Annotated in this window: 12 protein-coding genes and 2 pseudogenes; 10 read left to right on the forward strand and 4 right to left on the reverse strand. The window is 56.2% G+C overall.

Translation table 11 applies throughout. The annotated features are described in order from the left end of the window. Positions 1–66 precede the first annotated feature (66 nt). Entirely contained in the window at positions 67–849 is a 783-nt protein-coding gene (locus tag HNQ59_RS13735) for an AraC family transcriptional regulator (RefSeq protein ID WP_184040522.1), read from the forward strand. A 7-nt stretch (positions 850–856) separates the two neighbouring features. On the opposite strand, the gene HNQ59_RS13740 is transcribed toward HNQ59_RS13735, so the two are convergent. Next, positions 857–1,357 (reverse strand): MarR family winged helix-turn-helix transcriptional regulator, encoded by a 501-nt coding sequence (locus tag HNQ59_RS13740; RefSeq protein WP_184040523.1) that lies wholly within the window; start codon positions 1,355–1,357, stop codon positions 857–859. 89 nt (positions 1,358–1,446) lie between these two features. Between HNQ59_RS13740 and HNQ59_RS13745 the strand changes: the two genes are divergently transcribed. Beyond that, the gene (locus tag HNQ59_RS13745) at positions 1,447–2,379 is read left to right on the forward strand and encodes a DMT family transporter (protein WP_184040526.1); all 933 of its coding nucleotides are present in this window, start codon (positions 1,447–1,449) and stop codon (positions 2,377–2,379) included. Between the two features lie 66 nt (positions 2,380–2,445). After that, complete coding sequence (locus HNQ59_RS13750; RefSeq protein ID WP_184040529.1) at positions 2,446–3,063, forward strand: nitroreductase family protein; 618 nt, start codon at positions 2,446–2,448, stop codon at positions 3,061–3,063. Between the two features lie 100 nt (positions 3,064–3,163). Here the strand turns inward: HNQ59_RS13750 and HNQ59_RS13755 are convergent, their stop codons facing one another. Together HNQ59_RS13755 and HNQ59_RS13760 are read right to left on the reverse strand one after the other, a co-directional pair. Beyond that, positions 3,164–4,963, reverse strand: a complete 1,800-nt coding sequence (locus tag HNQ59_RS13755; RefSeq protein ID WP_184040532.1) for a methyl-accepting chemotaxis protein — start codon at positions 4,961–4,963, stop codon at positions 3,164–3,166. Positions 4,964–5,410: 447 nt separating this feature from the next. Then, the gene (locus HNQ59_RS13760) at positions 5,411–6,187 is read right to left on the reverse strand and encodes a substrate-binding periplasmic protein (protein ID WP_184040535.1); all 777 of its coding nucleotides are present in this window, start codon (positions 6,185–6,187) and stop codon (positions 5,411–5,413) included. Positions 6,188–6,501: 314 nt separating this feature from the next. Here HNQ59_RS13760 and aceE point away from each other — a divergent pair, with 314 nt between their 5' ends. From aceE to HNQ59_RS13790, 6 genes are all read left to right on the forward strand, one after another. Then, positions 6,502–9,156: a pyruvate dehydrogenase (acetyl-transferring), homodimeric type gene (gene aceE, locus HNQ59_RS13765; protein WP_184040537.1), complete on the forward strand. Its 2,655-nt coding sequence runs from the start codon at positions 6,502–6,504 to the stop codon at positions 9,154–9,156. A 13-nt stretch (positions 9,157–9,169) separates the two neighbouring features. Beyond that, positions 9,170–10,789, forward strand: a complete 1,620-nt coding sequence (gene aceF, locus HNQ59_RS13770) for a dihydrolipoyllysine-residue acetyltransferase (RefSeq protein ID WP_184040538.1) — start codon at positions 9,170–9,172, stop codon at positions 10,787–10,789. A gap of 109 nt (positions 10,790–10,898) precedes the next feature. Further along, positions 10,899–12,665: a dihydrolipoyl dehydrogenase gene (gene lpdA / locus HNQ59_RS13775; RefSeq protein ID WP_184040539.1), complete on the forward strand. Its 1,767-nt coding sequence runs from the start codon at positions 10,899–10,901 to the stop codon at positions 12,663–12,665. Positions 12,666–12,750: 85 nt separating this feature from the next. After that, positions 12,751–14,778: a PAS domain-containing sensor histidine kinase gene (locus HNQ59_RS13780; RefSeq protein ID WP_184040540.1), complete on the forward strand. Its 2,028-nt coding sequence runs from the start codon at positions 12,751–12,753 to the stop codon at positions 14,776–14,778. Between the two features lie 64 nt (positions 14,779–14,842). Beyond that, entirely contained in the window at positions 14,843–15,454 is a 612-nt protein-coding gene (locus HNQ59_RS13785) for a response regulator transcription factor (protein ID WP_184040541.1), read from the forward strand. Between the two features lie 434 nt (positions 15,455–15,888). Further along, the gene (locus HNQ59_RS13790; protein WP_184040542.1) at positions 15,889–16,128 is read left to right on the forward strand and encodes a hypothetical protein; all 240 of its coding nucleotides are present in this window, start codon (positions 15,889–15,891) and stop codon (positions 16,126–16,128) included. Between the two features lie 183 nt (positions 16,129–16,311). On the opposite strand, the pseudogene HNQ59_RS13795 reads toward HNQ59_RS13790, so the two are convergent. Beyond that, a pseudogene (locus HNQ59_RS13795) lies at positions 16,312–16,578 on the reverse strand (IS5/IS1182 family transposase); the annotation flags it as partial. 92 nt (positions 16,579–16,670) lie between these two features. Here HNQ59_RS13795 and HNQ59_RS13800 point away from each other — a divergent pair. Beyond that, positions 16,671–17,071, forward strand: a pseudogene (locus HNQ59_RS13800) (IS5 family transposase); the annotation flags it as partial.

Consider the following 17,071-nt stretch of genomic DNA (forward strand, 5'->3'; position numbering starts at 1 on the left):
CCTGGGGTTTTTCGCTACCTTGATCATCTAGCACCCCTGCCCACTGCATTACGGAGGCACTTCCATATGGCTTATCCGTCACATGCCTATGCACCGAGCCGCCACGTTGTATCCGATCTGCGCGACACCCTGTTTGTCCAGACGCTGTTTGATCGCCTACCGGATATCGTCTTTTCAGTGAAAGACCTGCAGGGACGGTATGTCGCCATGAGCGAAGCATGCGTGGAACGATGTGGTTTGCAGCACAAGCACGATGCCATCGGCAAAACAGCCCATGATCTGTTCCCTCGGCACATGGCGGATCGCTATGCGGCGCAGGACAGCATTGTATTTTCCAAACACTGTCCGATCATCGACAACCTGGATCTGACCATCTACAACGACCGCCAGCCAGGCTGGTGCTTGTCGAACAAAGAGCCCCTTTTCAATCGCGATGGGCAGTTGATCGGCTTGGTCTGTCTATCCAAGGACTTGACTGAGTTGAGCCGCGATGGACTCATAGATGAGCGTTTTGCGGAGATGATCGACTTCATCCACGCCCATTACCATCAACCACTCTTGCTGGAAGCATTGTCCGACCTGTCGGGCTTATCCGTCGCGCAGCTGGATCGCCGCATGAAACGGGTCTTTCAGATGAGCACCGGTCATTTTGTACGCAAAACCCGCCTGCATGCCGCGACCTACGCCTTGGTCCACACCGATGCCTCTATTGCGGACATCGCTGTTGAATCAGGCTTTTTCGACCAAAGCGCCATGACCCGACTGCTCAAACAGATGACTGGCATGAGCCCAAGGGAATACCGGTTGCTGATGCGTGAAAACATCATCTCGCCAACCCATGCTCAGTAATATGGTGTCAATCAAGCAGTAACAACAGTTTTGACAGGCATTGGTTCAATTCCACTGCCTCATCAGATGACAAGCCGGCCAGGATGCGCCGCTCATTCTCGACATGCGCCTCGACAGCGCGGTTGATCAGATCAAGACCTTCGTCAGTCAACTGCACCATCATGCTGCGCGCATCTTCCTGATTCGGAAAACGGAAAACCAGGCCCCGCCCCTCCAGCCCCTTCAGTCGATGCGTCATGGTGCCAGATGTCACCATCAGCGCAGCCAACAGATCCATGGGTGCCAAGCAGTATGGCGCACCGGAACGGCGCAACGTGGCCAGTACATCGAATTCCCAGGACGACAGGCCATACTGGGCAAAAGTGCCGTCCAATTGTTTCTGCAACAATGCTGCACAGCGCCGGACTCGGCCAATCGGCCCCATCGGGCTGACATCCAGATCAGGCCGTTCCCGATGCCACTGGGCCAGTATCCGATCAACAGCATCTCGTTTCACATTGTCAGTCATTTTTTCTCACAATTATCTTGAGATCAAGATATCTCTTGTTATACTACCTCATATTACCTTGAATTCAAGATATTTCATTGGGTGCCATCATGAACTCACCTAAATGGCTGGACGTACTGATCACCAGTTTCGCCCCGATGATCTGGGGGTCAACCTACCTGGTCACCACCGAATTCCTGCCACCCAGCCGCCCCTTCACAGCAGCGTGCTTTCGAGCCCTGCCTGCCGGCCTGCTGCTGATTCTGCTCAGCAGGCACTGGCCCAAACGTGATGGTTGGAAACGGTTGGTGATCCTGTCGGCCTTGAATATCGGCATATTCCAAGCGTGCCTGTTCATTGCAGCCTACCGCTTACCAGGCGGTCTGGCAGCCGTCATTGGTGCGATACAACCGCTGTTGGTTCTAGGGCTGGGCTGGGGGGTGGACAATCGAAAACCCTCCACCATGGCAGTTGTGGCTACCACCACCAGCATCATCGGCATGGCCGCCCTGCTGCTTTCCCCCAACACACGCTGGGATGGCTTGGGTATCGCTGCGGCTTTTTTCGGTGCAACCTGCATGGCATGTGGAACATTCCTGGCCCGGCGCTGGCATTCCGGCATGCCTATCCAGGCCTTCACCGGCTGGCAGCTTTTTTTGGGTGGCCTTATGTTGGTGCCGGTCGCCGGCTTGATGGACCCCCCCTTACCCAACCTGACCACCCAGAATGTACTTGGCTACACCTATCTTTCAATCTTTGGTGCATTGATCGCATACTTCCTGTGGTTCCGTGGCATTGCCCGTCTACCATCAGTCGCAGCTTCCTCACTCGGGCTGCTCAGTCCAGTCACAGCAGTATTGCTGGGCTGGGCCTTTCTTGAACAGGCCATGCGCGGCCAATCACTGGTCGGACTTGTCGTCGTATTGGCCAGCATCCTGTTGGTGCAGCTGTCCGCAGCGCCCAGCGCACCTTCACAAAAACGGGTCACCATCAGGACCCTGCATGTATCACCACCTGCCTCGCAGCGAGACAGGCGGGCCTAATGCCACATTCACCCCATACATAAAACCAGGCAGCCATCGCTGCCATCTACAATCCGGAGATCAATTATGTCGCTTTCCATCCAGTCCCTGATCGAATCTCGCGTTTCGGTCAACCACTTTGACCCAGCACGCCCGGTAACCGATGCCGACATTCGAGAGCTGGTGCGCCTGGCTACGCGCGCACCATCTGCATTCAATTTCCAGAACTGGAAATTCATCGCAGTCCGCACCCCAGCCGCCAAGGCGCAGCTGAAAGCCATTGCCTACGACCAGCAGAAAGTAGCCGATGCAGCGGTGACCTTTATCATCTGCGGCACACTGGAAGCCCATAAGACCCTGCCACATGCGCTACGCCCTGCGGTTGAAGCAGGCATCATGGATCAAACCGTTGCCGACACCTGGGTGGAATTTGCAACAGCAGCACACCCTGCCAATCCACAATTGCAGCGCGACGAAGCCATCCGCTCCGCATCGCTGGCCGCTATGACCCTGATGCTGGCTGCGGAGGGCATGGGCCTGTCCAGCTGCTCAATGGTTGGCTTCGATGCAGCACAGCTTGCCGACACATTCGAACTGGCTGGTAACGAGATCCCGGTCATGTTGGTCACCGTGGGCTATGCTGCCCCCGGCAATTGGCCACAGAAGCCTCGCAGGCCGGTTGAGGAAGTGATTGCGCTGGTCTGATCCAATCCGGCTGGCGTCGATCCAGATGGTTGACCTGTCGGAAATACACAGAATGGTTGGGCGCCACCTTGGCGCCCATTCCATCACCTCGCCAAACCCATCAAGGTGCACTCAGCATGATGCTGGAGTCAAAACCGACGCGCAGATTGCCCCATAGGCGATTGTCGATGAACACGGGCATATCGATCTCGGTCATGATCTCGCCGGTATCACGCAAATAGGTGTGCAGTAGGAATGGCAAGGTATTGCGTGCCGCACGCAGCCCCGCCTCATCAGAAAAAATGCGCTTGTCACGGCTGTTGACCAGATCTGTCTCGGCGTGGCCGGTCGGTGCTTTTGAATACCAACTATTATGGCTTGGTGCATAGCCTTTGGTATCGACCAGAATCGCGAACTTCCCCCCCGGAATCTGCCTCGCCAATTGGTCGAAATCCAACTGGAAGGCACGGGAAAAAGGCTCATCGTAAGCAGTGCGGAATTTCTGCGGCTGTGTGCCTGCAATCGGCACATAGCGCTGATCAAAGATATCCAGCCCATTGTTGCGCATTTCACGCATCTGGGTGGCCATTTTGTCACGGAAGCCAGCGGTGATCTGGATTGCCTTGTCGAACTCCCCCACTCCCACCACAAACCGGCCAATCAGCTCCTGAACCGCTTCAGATGCTGCGACCAGATCATGGGTCGATGTCTCGGATCGTGTCATCTGGTCTGACACTGCAACAGTCAGCTGATGGATTTCAGATACATTCCGGTTGGTTTCAGCATTACCGGCAGCAATGGCCGACATCCGTTGCGCCATCTCCTGCAGGCTGGCAGCCGCAGTTTCAAAATCACCCACCATCTTCGAGAAATGCTGCGAGGACTTACCCACCACATCCTGAGCTACTGCCGTATCCTCTCGGATCTGGCCGGTCTGCTCCAATGTCCGATTCACCTGATCCAGCATGGAATCAATGTCATTGGTAATGTCATCGGTCGCGTTACGCACCCGCTCCGCAAGCCGCCGCACCTCGTCGGACACCACGGCGAAACCACGCCCCGCCTCCCCCGCACGGGCCGCCTCGATGGCAGCGTTCAACGCCAGCAGATTGGTCTGATCGGAAATCTCCTTGATCAACCCGACGATACTCTTGATCGAACTACTCCGCTCATTCAATGCGCCAACCGTGCTGCTGAAGCTTTCCACCTTGTCGTTGATGGTGGTGATGCGCCCCTCCAGATCCAGCAGCTCCCGATAGGAACCCTTTGCCACCACCATATTGTCATGCGTGGTGTCCGCCAGGGCTTGTGATCGCTGATTGACATAATCGATGCGTTCGGTAGTCTCCATACTGGCCTGATAAACCGCCTGAGCCAGTTTATCCTGCGTATGGGCGCTGACATTGGTATCACGGATATTCCGCAGTGATTTGGCCGACTCCAGTGAGATCTGTACCGTCATCCGCCGCACATTGCTGATGATGTCGCGCAGCTTGCCCAGAAAGCGGTTATGTGCCTCGGACATCTCACGTAGCTCGTCGTAGGTCTTGACTGGGATGTCTTTTGACAAGTCACCCTCACCCGCGCCGATTTCATTGAAGATCGTGATGATTTCCCTGATCGGACGGACGATCAGATAACGCAGATACCAGATCATGAATGTGATGAAGGCCGCTGAAATCACGGTCAGCACGAGCACCAGCCAGAATGCTTCATCCAGCACCCGATTCAGCGATTGCAGCCTATCGGCAGGCAGACCTGCTTGTTTCAAGGCTTGCGAGATATCGCCCGTCACCTGCCAGATCACCCCTAAGACCAGTAGCTGGAACAGGACAATGAACCCAAGGCTGACCAGCTTGCGCGTCAACGTAAAGAAGATGTTACGTTCTACCCACTCATAGGTTCGCCAGAACCAGTCCATTGATTTATCTCCAAAAACATCTTTAATTGAGGGAAGCGCAGCATGCATCAAGGCTGCTGATAGGTAAAACTTTATATTAGAGTTTATTGATATTCGTCAATCTGGGGGGCTGCGTGAATCTATCCAGCATTATTGCCATTTGGATAAAGATAGCCATTCACAAGACATGCCGGATGCCGTATGAAATGCAGTGATCAACCACACATTGACAAGTTACCGGGCACAACGCCCCCCCACATGGGCAGCCGAAAATCACCAACTTCCCGCTACCACAGCCATTCCAGGCACCAACAAGGCCAGCCATCTACCAAATTAGCCCGGATTGATCCTGTTATGTTGCAGACTCAGCCTCGCAAGATAAACCTATTCCATCCAGCCCGCTGGTAAAAATAATATGCGCATATTGCGATTTAAAATTAAATCTGCGCGTCCGACGTGAAATGCGGACTATTTCTCATGCCAGCGCTCTTCGATTTCACGCAATTTCTGCTGAACCTCGGCTTTCTCCAGCGCCCGATTCAGATCCTCAAGCAATTGGCTGGCTCCAAGCGCCCGCTGGCTGACGCCAATCCGGAACTCTGGCCGGGTCGGGGTCAGATCCGGTAATGGCACCATCACGAAACGATCCCGTCCACCATAAGTCCGCAGCTGGGCCGTCAGCGTCGGTATATTTCCAATACAGATATCGGCCAAACCTCGATCCACCGCCCTCAGCGCATCCTGCGCACCATTCATCCACAGCAGAGGAAACTGCTGCAGATTCTGAGCACTCCATCCATCGCCACGATAGCTGGTGATCGAAAACCCCTCCAGGTCTTGCAGATGCCGGATCTGCTCAATTTCATCCAACCGCTTGTTATGGGCTGACGCCAGCAAAGCCAGCTGGATTCGATACATCGGTCGCTTGACGAACCACGCATACTGGCGCCGCGCTTCCGTCTCGACGGTGTAGAAAATATCCGCCTCACCCGCCTCGACCAGACGTTGCGCACGCTTCCATGGATAGGTCTTGACTTCGAGTTGCATGCCGAGACTCTGCTCGACGAGGTATTCCACCTGCTCCACCAGCATGCCATTCGCCTTTTGGCGATCAGTAAAACTCAGTGGTGGGAAGTCTTCCATGAACACAGCGCGCACCACCTCCTTCCCGACAACCACAACAGGTAGCAACATGGCCAGTGAGATACAGCACAGCCAATAACCAAGTCGATGTCTTCGTAGCATGGCAGATCACACCTTACATAACGATACCTACATGATAGACGTGAACGACTTTTTCGTGTTCTTCCAAATCCTGCAAACAAGCGCATTCATTGAGGATTTCTTTTTTTTCTTCACGCTTTCGGGGTTAATCCCAATTCAAGCAGTTGCTCGGGCAGTGTGTAATCGCGATCACATCGGCTCTTTTTGGCCTTGTCGGTGCCGTTTTTTCATTGAAAAACGGGTTGACGATGCCTGAGCCACAATATCTAAAAACTATCGCGGGCGCACCCCACACTGCCGCACGTCGAGTCATTCTATTCCAAGGAAGAGCAACCATGGCCGAACTGCCACCCGACATCGATCCGCAAGAAACGAGCGAATGGCTCGAATCGCTCGATGCCGTCATTGAGAACGAAGGCGAAGAACGCGCGCATTTCCTGATCGAAAAACTGATCGACGAAGCCCGTCAAAAGGGCGCGGACATCCCGTACAGTGCCAACACCCAGTATGTGAACACCATTCCGGTCGGCAAAGAGCCTGCCTTTCCCGGTGACACCACGCTGGAGCACAAGATCCGCGCCTATACCCGCTGGAACGCCATGGCCATGGTCGTGCGCGCCAATAAGAACACCAATGTGGGCGGCCACATTGCCTCGTTTGCCTCAGCAGCCACCTTGTATGATGTCGGCTACAACCATTTCTGGCACGCCCCCTCTGACAACCATGGCGGCGACCTGATCTTCGTCCAAGGCCACTCAGCGCCCGGCGTCTATTCTCGCGCATTCCTGCTCGGTCGCCTGAGCGAAGACCAGATGGACAGCTATCGCCAGGAAGTCGGCGGCAAGGGGCTGTCATCCTATCCGCACCCTTGGTTGATGCCGGATTTCTGGCAATTCCCGACTGTTTCGATGGGCTTGGGGCCGTTAATGGCCATCTACCAGGCACGTTTCATGAAATATCTGCAAGACCGCGGATTGGCACAGACCGATGGTCGCAAAGTCTGGGCATTCTGTGGCGATGGCGAGATGGATGAGCCCGAAAGCCTGGGTGCCATTGGTATGGCAGGCCGCGAAAAGCTCGACAATCTGGTGTTTGTGATCAACTGTAACCTGCAACGCCTGGACGGCCCGGTGCGAGGTAACGGCAAGATCATCCAAGAGCTGGAAGGCGACTTCCGTGGCGCGGGCTGGAATGTGATCAAGCTGATCTGGGGTACCAAGTGGGATGCCCTGTTCGCCCGCGACAAGAAAGGCATTCTCGCCAAGCGCATGATGGAAGTGGTGGATGGTGAATACCAGACGCTGAAATCCAAGGACGGCGCCTATGTCCGTGAGCATTTCTTCAATACGCCTGAGCTCAAGGCACTGGTCAAGGACTGGTCAGACAAGGACATCTGGGAGCTGAACCGTGGTGGCCACGATCCTGCCAAGATCCATGCTGCATTCAAGGCGGCAACGGATTGCAAGGGTCAACCGACCGTCATTCTGGCCAAGACCGTGAAAGGCTACGGCATGGGCCACGCTGGTGAGGCGATGAACATCACCCACCAGCAGAAGAAGATGGATATCGACGCCATCCGGCAATTCCGCGATCGTTTCGACATCCCGGTGCCTGACGACAAGCTGGAAGAAGTGCCCTACGTCAAGTTCGAAGAGGGCTCCAAAGAGCTGGAGTACATGCGCGGGCATCGCATGGCGCTGGGTGGCTATCTACCAGCGCGGCGCTGTAAGTCACATTCGCTGGAAACCCCTGCTCTGTCTACATTTGACTCGCTGTTACAGGCTTCTGGCGAAGGTCGTGAATACTCGACCACCATGGCTTTTGTGCGCATCCTCAATACCCTGCTGAAAGACAAGGCAATCGGCAAATATGTGGTGCCGATCGTGCCGGATGAGTCCCGCACCTTCGGCATGGAAGGCATGTTCCGCCAGTTCGGCATCTGGAGCCAGGTCGGCCAGACCTATGTCCCACAGGATGCCGATCAACTGATGTTCTACAAAGAATCGAAGAACGGCCAGATCCTGCAAGAGGGTATCAACGAGGCTGGCGCGATGTGTGACTGGATTGCGGCAGGCACAAGCTACAGCACCCATGGCGTGCCGATGATTCCGTTCTACATCTATTACTCGATGTTCGGCTTCCAGCGCGTTGGCGACCTGGCCTGGGCGGCTGGTGACATGCGCACCCGTGGCTTCCTGCTGGGCGGCACAGCAGGCCGCACCACATTGAATGGCGAGGGTCTACAGCACGAAGACGGCCATTCGCACCTGATCTCCGGCACCATCCCCAACTGTATCAGCTACGATCCGACCTTCGGTTACGAAGTCGCTGTGATCGTTCAAGACGGCTTGCGCCGCATGTATGCCGAGCAGCAGGATGTGTATTACTACATCACCCTGATGAACGAAAACTATGCGCATCCGGCCATGCCCGCTGGTGCGGAAGCCGGCATCATCAAGGGGATGTACGCCTTCCGCAAGGGGGGCGACGCTTCGCTGCGCGTCCAGCTGTTGGGCTCTGGCACCATCTTCAACGAAGTGATCGAGGCCGCCGCCCTGCTGAAAAATGATTGGGGTGTGGAAGCCGACCTGTGGAGCTGCCCAAGCTTCACGGAATTGGCACGTGACGGCATGGCGACCGAGCGGTGGAATCTGCTGCACCCGACCGACTCGCCGCGCGAATCCCACGTCGAGCAATGCCTCAAAGGCACACAAGGCCCGATCATCGCCGCTACTGACTATATGCGCCTGTACGCGGAACAGATCCGTGCTTATGTGCCTGGAAAATATGTGGTGCTGGGTACCGACGGGTTTGGCCGCTCAGATACTCGCGAGCAGCTGCGCCACTTCTTTGAGGTCAACCGCTACTTCGTCACCATTGCTGCGCTCAAAGCGCTGGCGGACGAAGGCAAGCTCGATCGCGCGAAAGTACTCGAAGCCATGGTCAAATATGGCCTGAATGCCGACAAACCGGCACCTTGGACAGTTTAAGGGGCAACAGGATATGACAATCGAACTGAAAGTCCCTGACATTGGTGGCTTCGCTGATGTTGCAGTGATCGAGGTGGCCGTCAAGGTGGGTGATGTCATCAAGGTGGACGATGCACTGATCACGCTGGAAACCGACAAAGCCACCATGGACGTACCCGCCACCACCGCTGGCGTGGTCAAGGCTGTGAATGTCAAAGTAGGCGACAAAGTCTCGGAAGGCGCCATCATCGTTTTGGTCGATGCTGCCGACACTGCACCTGCACCTGCACCTGCACCTGCACCTGCACCTGCACCTGCACCTGCACCTGCAGCCCAGCCTGCGACGAGCACGGCGGCCAGTGCAAGCCTGGTGGAGGTACGCGTTCCCGACATCGGCAACTTCAGTGGTGTGGATGTGATTGAGGTAGCAGTCAAGGTCGGTGACACCGTCAAAGTGGACGACACATTGATCACCCTGGAAACCGACAAAGCCACCATGGACGTACCCAGCAGCGCTGCCGGCACCGTACAGCATGTCGCAATCAAGGTTGGTGACAAGATATCGCAAGGTGATCTGGTCGTGACAGTGGCCGTGTCAGGCGCAGCCATGGTGGCCGCCGCACCAGCCCCTGCCACTGCGGCATTGCCTCCCAGCCAAGCTGTTGCTCCTGTTGAAAACAAAGCTGCCCCGATTGCCCCAGCACAGCACGCGGCAGCCAAGGTAGATGAGGCAGGTTTCAAGGCGGCCTTCGCCAGCCCCTCGGTTCGCAAATTCGCCCGTGAGCTGGGTGCTGACCTGAGTAAAGTCAAAGGCAGTGGTCCTAAGGGCCGGATTCTGCAGGAAGACGTCAAAACCTTTGTCAAAGGTGTCCTGACCTCGCCCGCTGCCACAGCACCTGCCAGCATGGGCACAGGCGTCGGTCTGGATCTGCTGCCTTGGCCGAAGGTGGATTTTGCCAAATTCGGCCCCGTCGAATCCAAGCCACTATCGCGCATCAAAAAGCTCTCTGGTGCCAATCTGGCTCGTAACTGGGTCATGATTCCACACGTCACACAGTTTGACGAAGCCGACATCACAGAGATGGAGGCCTTCCGTAAGCAGATGAGTGAAGAGCTGAAGAAGCAAGACGTCAAACTGACACCATTGGCTTTCCTGATCAAGGCAGCCGTGGCGGCGCTGAAGAAATATCCGGAATTCAATGCCTCACTCGATGGCGACAATCTGGTATTGAAGCAGTATTTCCACATTGGGTTTGCTGCAGACACCCCCAATGGCTTGGTAGTGCCAGTCATCAAAGATGCTGACAAGAAATCCCTGCTGGAGCTGGCGCAGGAATCTGGCGCGTTGGCGGCCAAGGCACGCGACGGCAAGCTATTGCCGACCGACATGCAGGGCGGCTGCTTCTCGATCTCATCTCTGGGTGGCGTGGGGGGAACGGCCTTCACACCGATCGTGAATGCCCCCGAGGTTGCCATCCTGGGTGTATCGAAATCCGCCATCAAACCCGTCTGGAACGGCAAGGAGTTCGCACCGCGCCTGATGCTGCCACTGAGCCTGAGCTACGATCACCGGGTCATCGACGGTGCATCGGCAGCCCGCTTCACGACCTATCTCGGCCAGGTCTTGGGCGATATCCGCCGCCTGATGCTGTAATACATCGGGTGTCTCGTGGTAGCTGTCGCCCCGACAGCCCCTACAAGACACCCAGTTCACAAGCCGGGCTTGGCCCGGCGTTGAACTTCATTCTTGAAGGATTGCTTGCATGAGCAATGTCATCGAACTCAAAGTACCTGATATCGGTGGTTTCAGCGATGTGGCAGTGATCGAGGTCGCCGTCAAGGTTGGCGACACCATCCAGCTCGACGATGCGCTGATCACACTCGAAACCGACAAAGCCACCATGGATGTCCCCGCCACTGGCACCGGAACGGTCAAAGCCGTTCACGTCGCCGTGGGTGACAAAGTCAGCGAAGGGTCATTGATCCTGACGCTGGAAACCACCAGCGCCAGTCAAAGCGCGGCTGCCCCTGCCGCAGCACCCACCCCAGCCTCCTCCAGCACGGCACCACAACCCGCCAGCCATACAGGCGCAGCCGATCTGAGCTGTGATGTGCTGGTGTTGGGAGCAGGTCCTGGCGGGTATTCAGCCGCATTCCGCTCTGCCGACCTAGGACAGAAGACCATTTTGGTCGAGCGCTATGCCACGCTGGGTGGGGTATGCCTGAATGTCGGCTGCATTCCATCGAAAGCCCTGTTGCACAATGCAGCAGTCATCGATGAAGCCAAGCACTTGGCGGCCAACGGTATCGTATTCGGTGAGCCGACGATCGATCTGGATGCGCTACGCGCCTATAAGCAGAAAGTGGTCGGTAAATTGACCACCGGCTTGGCTGGCATGGCCAAGGCCCGCAAGGTGGAGGTTGTTCGCGGCATCGGTCGCTTCATCGATCCCCACCACCTGGAGGTTGAGCTGACGACCGGTAGCTGCCAAGACAAAACCGGTGACAAGAAAGTCATCCGTTTTGAAAAAGCCATCATTGCTGCGGGCTCTCGCGTCCTCAAGCTGCCGTTCATTCCAGAAGACCCTCGCATCATTGATTCGACCGGTGCGCTGGAACTGAAGCAGATTCCAGGGAAGATGTTGATCATTGGCGGCGGTATCATCGGCCTTGAGATGGGGACGGTCTACTCCACCCTCGGCGCACGTCTTGATGTCGTCGAAATGATGGATGGTCTGATGCAAGGCGCGGATCGTGATCTGGTCAAGGTCTGGCAGAAAGTGAACGAGCATCGCTTCGACCGCATCATGCTGAAAACCAAGACGGTTGCAGTCGAGGCGAAAACCGATGGCATCTGGGTGACCTTCGAAGGTGAGCAGGCCCCTGCCGAGCCCCAGCGCTACGATATGGTGCTGGTTGCAGCGGGCCGTGCGCCCAACGGCAAGCAGATCGGAGCTGACAATGCCGGTGTTGCGGTGACCGATCGTGGCTTCATCGAGGTGGACAAGCAGATGCGCACCAATGTCCCGCATATTTTTGCGATCGGTGATCTGGTTGGTCAACCCATGCTGGCCCATAAAGCCGTGCACGAGGCTCATGTGGCGGCAGAAAACGCCGCTGGCCACAAAGCCTTCTTCGATGCCCGCGTGATCCCCTCCGTTGCCTACACCGACCCGGAAGTTGCCTGGGTGGGCCTCACCGAGGAACAAGCCAAAGCGCAGGGTATCAAGGTAGGCAAATCGGTGTTCCCTTGGGCGGCATCAGGCCGCGCCATTGCCAACGGGCGTGATGAAGGCTTCACCAAACTGATTTTTGATGAAGCCACCCACCGCATCGTCGGCGGGGCCATCGTCGGCACCCATGCTGGCGACATGCTGGGCGAGTTGTGTCTGGCTATTGAAATGGGGTGCGATCCGACCGACATCGGCAAAACCATCCACCCCCACCCAACGCTAGGTGAATCCATCGGCATGGCCGCAGAAGCCTTCGAGGGCGTCTGCACCGATCTCCCACCTCAGCGTAAACGCTAGTCAGCCATGCCTCCAGGGGCAAAAGCCTTGGCTTTTGCCCCGCGCACCGCTACCCTGCCCGCCGCTTCCCATCGAGATATCGCTCATGACCCCACCGAACGAGACACTGGCCGCACCAAACGTCAAGCGTTGGTATATGCGACCACCGGTTTTCGCCGCACTGATCGTCGGTTTGGCAGTCATCGCCTCGATTTTCATCTTGATTTCGCTCAAAGCAGGCCAGCAATTGCTCGTCGGTCTGGTGGCCATCGGCCTGGTTGCCGTCACCGGCCTCACCATGTGGGCATTGCGTCGCCACATCGGGGCACGTGTTCAGGTTGAGTCCGAGCGGGATCACTTTTTCAATCTGTCTCTCGACATGCTGGGCCTGATCGGCCTCGATGGCCAATTCAAACGGGTCAACCCGGCTTTCGAGCGCATCCTGGGCTACAGCAGCGAAGAGCTGTTGAACTCAACTTTTTTCAAATACGTGCACCCTGACGACATCAGCGCAACCCGGGCCGAAACCCGGAAACTGTCTGCAGGTGAGCCCTCTATCTACTTTGAAAACCGTTTTCGCTGTAAAGACGACAGCTACAAATGGCTGGCCTGGGCGGTCAACCCGGAAATCCAGGAAGGCTTGATGTACGCCGTCGCACGGGATGTGACTGACCGTAAAGCGGCAGAACAGGCCTTGCGTGCGGAGTCCTCATTCCGCAAAGCAATGGAGGATTCGCTGTCAACAGGCATGCGCGCCATCGACATGGACGCCCGGATCACCTACGTCAACCCGGCCTTTTGTGAAATGACCGGCTTTTCCGAATCTGAGCTGGTTGGCCATGTACCACCTTACCCCTACTGGCCGGATCAAGGTTACGAGGCTCACCAACACAATTTGGAGCTGACATTCCAAGGTAAAGTGGATCGTGCGGGCTTTGAGCTGATGTTGAGGCGGAAAGACGGCCAGCTCATCTATGTGCTGTTCCATGTCTCCCCACTGATCGACTCGGATGGCAATCAGACCGGGTGGATGGCGGCCATGACCGACATCACCGAACGTCTGCACGCACGTGAGGCGCTGGAAGCCTCGCATGAACGCTTTGTCGCAGTGCTCGACGGGTTGGATGCCGCCGTACTGGTGTCCGATATGGAAAACAACGCTCTGCTGTTCGTCAACGAGCAATACAAAACACTGTACGGCATCGATGCCGCACCCGAAACCGTCTGTGATATCGACCAGCGTCATCGCAATCGCTGGCGCCGACACGGGGTGGCCTTTGACATTGAGGAACAAGACCCCACCAGCGGGCGCTGGTATCACATCCGTAGCCGCGCCATCAAATGGGTAGATGGCCGCACCGTGCGGATGGAAATCTCCACCGATGTCACCGAGCGCAAAGAGACCGAGGAATTGCACCGCCAACAACTGGAGCGCCTGCAAGCCACCTCACGCCTGATCACCATGGGCGAAATGGCCTCGAGCCTTGCCCATGAGTTGAACCAACCACTGGCCGCCATCACCAACTATTGCAACGGTTGCGTCTCCCGCCTGCAAAACCCGACCGTCAAACCAGCCGACCTGCTGCCCGCTATGGAAAAAGCCAGCTTTCAGGCAGAGCGGGCGGGTAAAATCATTCGCCGCATCCGGGAATTCGTCAAAACCAGCGAGCCCAACCGGGAAACCTGTGAAATCGCAGACATCATCGAGGCCTCCATCGGATTTGCTGATATCGATGCCCGTAAGAACAGCGTCAATATCAGCCTGAACCTGGATGAGCAGCTACCGCGCGTCATTGCAGACAAGATCATGATCGAGCAGGTCTTGATCAACCTCGTCCGCAACGCCATCGAGGCCATGCATGCCACCCCGCTAAATGACAGAAACCTGCTGGTACGCGTCATCAGGTTACGCAATGATCAACTGGAAGTCGCCGTCATCGACCGTGGTCACGGCATCGCCCCAGACAAGAAAGCACGACTGTTCGAGCCCTTCTTCACCACCAAGCCACAAGGCATGGGCATGGGCCTCAACATCTGCCGCTCCATCATCGAATTCCATCAGGGACAACTCTGGGTGGAAGACAACCCCGATGGCGGCACCATCTTCCGCTTCACGCTCCCTACCGCCAATTAAGTAGTGCGGGTAGAATAGCCAAACAAAATACTGTAACTTTAATACACACCAAAGGAGACCCAGCATGGACCAAGCCACCGTTTTTGTCGTCGATGATGACGAAGCGATGCGCGATTCGCTGACCTGGCTCCTCGAATCCAAAGGCCTCAAAGTTGCCTGCTATGCTTCCGGTGAAGACTTCATCGCCGCCTATAACCCAGCCATACATGGCTGCCTGGTCGTCGATGTCCGTATGCCCGGCATGAGCGGCCCCGAGCTGCACGAGAAACTCAAAGAACTGAACTACGACATCCCCGTCATCTTCATCACCGGCCATGGCGACGTCCCCATGGCGGTTCGTGCAGTCAAGCGCGGCGCTGTGGACTTTCTCGAAAAACCATTCAATGATCGTGATCTACTGAACACCATTGAACAAAGCATCGAACAAGACCAAACCAATCGCGCAAAAAAAGCACAAAACTCACAGGCCGCCAATCGCCTAGCCAGCCTGACCGCCCGCGAGCGCGAAGTCATGGACTTAGTCTGCGCCGGCAAGCTGAACAAGATCATCGCCGACGAACTTGGCATCAGCATCAAGACTGTTGAAGCACATCGCGCAAAGGTGATGGAAAAAGTTGGAGTGCACTCGGTTGCTGAATTGGTGCAGATTGTGATGGCTAGCAAGCATCAACAGTAAATGCCCATGCTCCAAATAAAACCGCTATGGTCACTGTTCACAGTAGCTGATTTGTGTTGACATCCTGGAATCGGGATTTGATACCTGGATCGGCTAATGTTGAACGATGAACAATGGCTACGAATCGCCGATTTACACCCCGGCAAGCCGACAGACAAAGAGTTTTGTAGAAGCGGCCCTGTACGGACAGCCCTTGGCAGGATTTGCCCAAGACGTTCGGGAATTGGCACTCAGCGTATATCCGATTCGCACGCTGGGAAGTTGGCGGCGTCAGGGGCCGAGTGGCCGAAACCCTGCAGAATAAAGCTGATCCGGGAGAGCCGTTCTTGTCCGCGCCCACCCGCATTCGGCAGGCTCACCCAAGAAAACGGTAGCGATCAAACGATCGCTACCGAGGCGGGCTGACCACCAAGATTCTCGCCAGCATCAATGCGTTGGGTAACCCGCTTCGCCTGATTCTGACCGGAGAGCAAGTCGCCAATGTCACCCAAGGCGCAGCCCTTGTGGAAGGCATTCCAACCACCGCAGTAACTGCTGCCAGGAGTTATGGCAGCAATGAGCTGGTCGAGCGCATCGAAGGCTCTTGCCAACATTACTCCCCGTCGCAACCGGAAGCACAAGCAACCTGTCGATGGGCACACGCCATCTGGTGGTGTGCTTCTTCAATCGCCTAAAGCAGTTCCGTCGTATTGCCACCCAATAAGACAAACTCGTCACTCGATTCAATGCCTTAGTAGCCACCAAATTTCGCGTGCCGCCATTGGTTGAATGAGGGCGCTGCCAGTTGTAATGCATCATCAAATGGCTCTGTTGCACAAATCCCAGGCAGGACGAGTTTCCCCTTTCCCCAAGCGGATTTACGCCACCGCTCTCGTGCACGGACGGCCCTGCATGCTGAAGCGGCTCAAGCTGGCAGCACGCGCTTGCAGCTCTGCCACACGACCATCGAAACGCTGGGCCGTCACCCTCTCTCCTGACCGTTTGAAGCAATACATCTTGGTTTCCACCAAACTGCGACGATGATAGCTGCTCCAGCGTTTCCAGATTGCCTTGCCTAGCCGTTTGGTGGCCCGCAGAATCTCATTCCACGCCAGTACGCCCAGAGCGCTTCCTTTCCACGACCTAGGTGCTGTTGACGTTTTGCAGCGAGGGGGAGATGGAAGGAGTGCAAACCTGCAAGAATAAGGTTCCTACACCAATCCCCTACAGGTTTGCGATGCCCCTGCTCAGCGACGAGCTTTGGCCGAAGCTGGAAAAGATTTTGCTGCAACACGCCATTTACAACAAGCCCCATTTGCGGACGACCGTTGAAGGCATGCTCTATCGCATGCGCGCTGGCTGCCCGTGGCGGGATTTGCCCCGCGCCTTTGGTTGTTGGAATGCCATCTACAAGCGCTTCAACGCTTGGTCGGCAGCTGGGAGAGGGCTGAAAAATCTTCAAAGCCTAGCTGATTGATCCCGATTTTGAGTGGGTATTCCTTGATGGCACCTATGCGAACGCCCATCAGCACAGCACTGGCGCAGCCAGCGATCAACCCGAAGCCATCGGTAAAAGCCGCGCCGGTAACACGAGCAAAATCCACTTGGCAGTCGATGCGCATGGCTTGCCTGTTGCAT

This window comes from Chitinivorax tropicus (genome assembly GCF_014202905.1).
Taxonomy (GTDB): Bacteria; Pseudomonadota; Gammaproteobacteria; order Burkholderiales; family SCOH01; genus Chitinivorax; species Chitinivorax tropicus.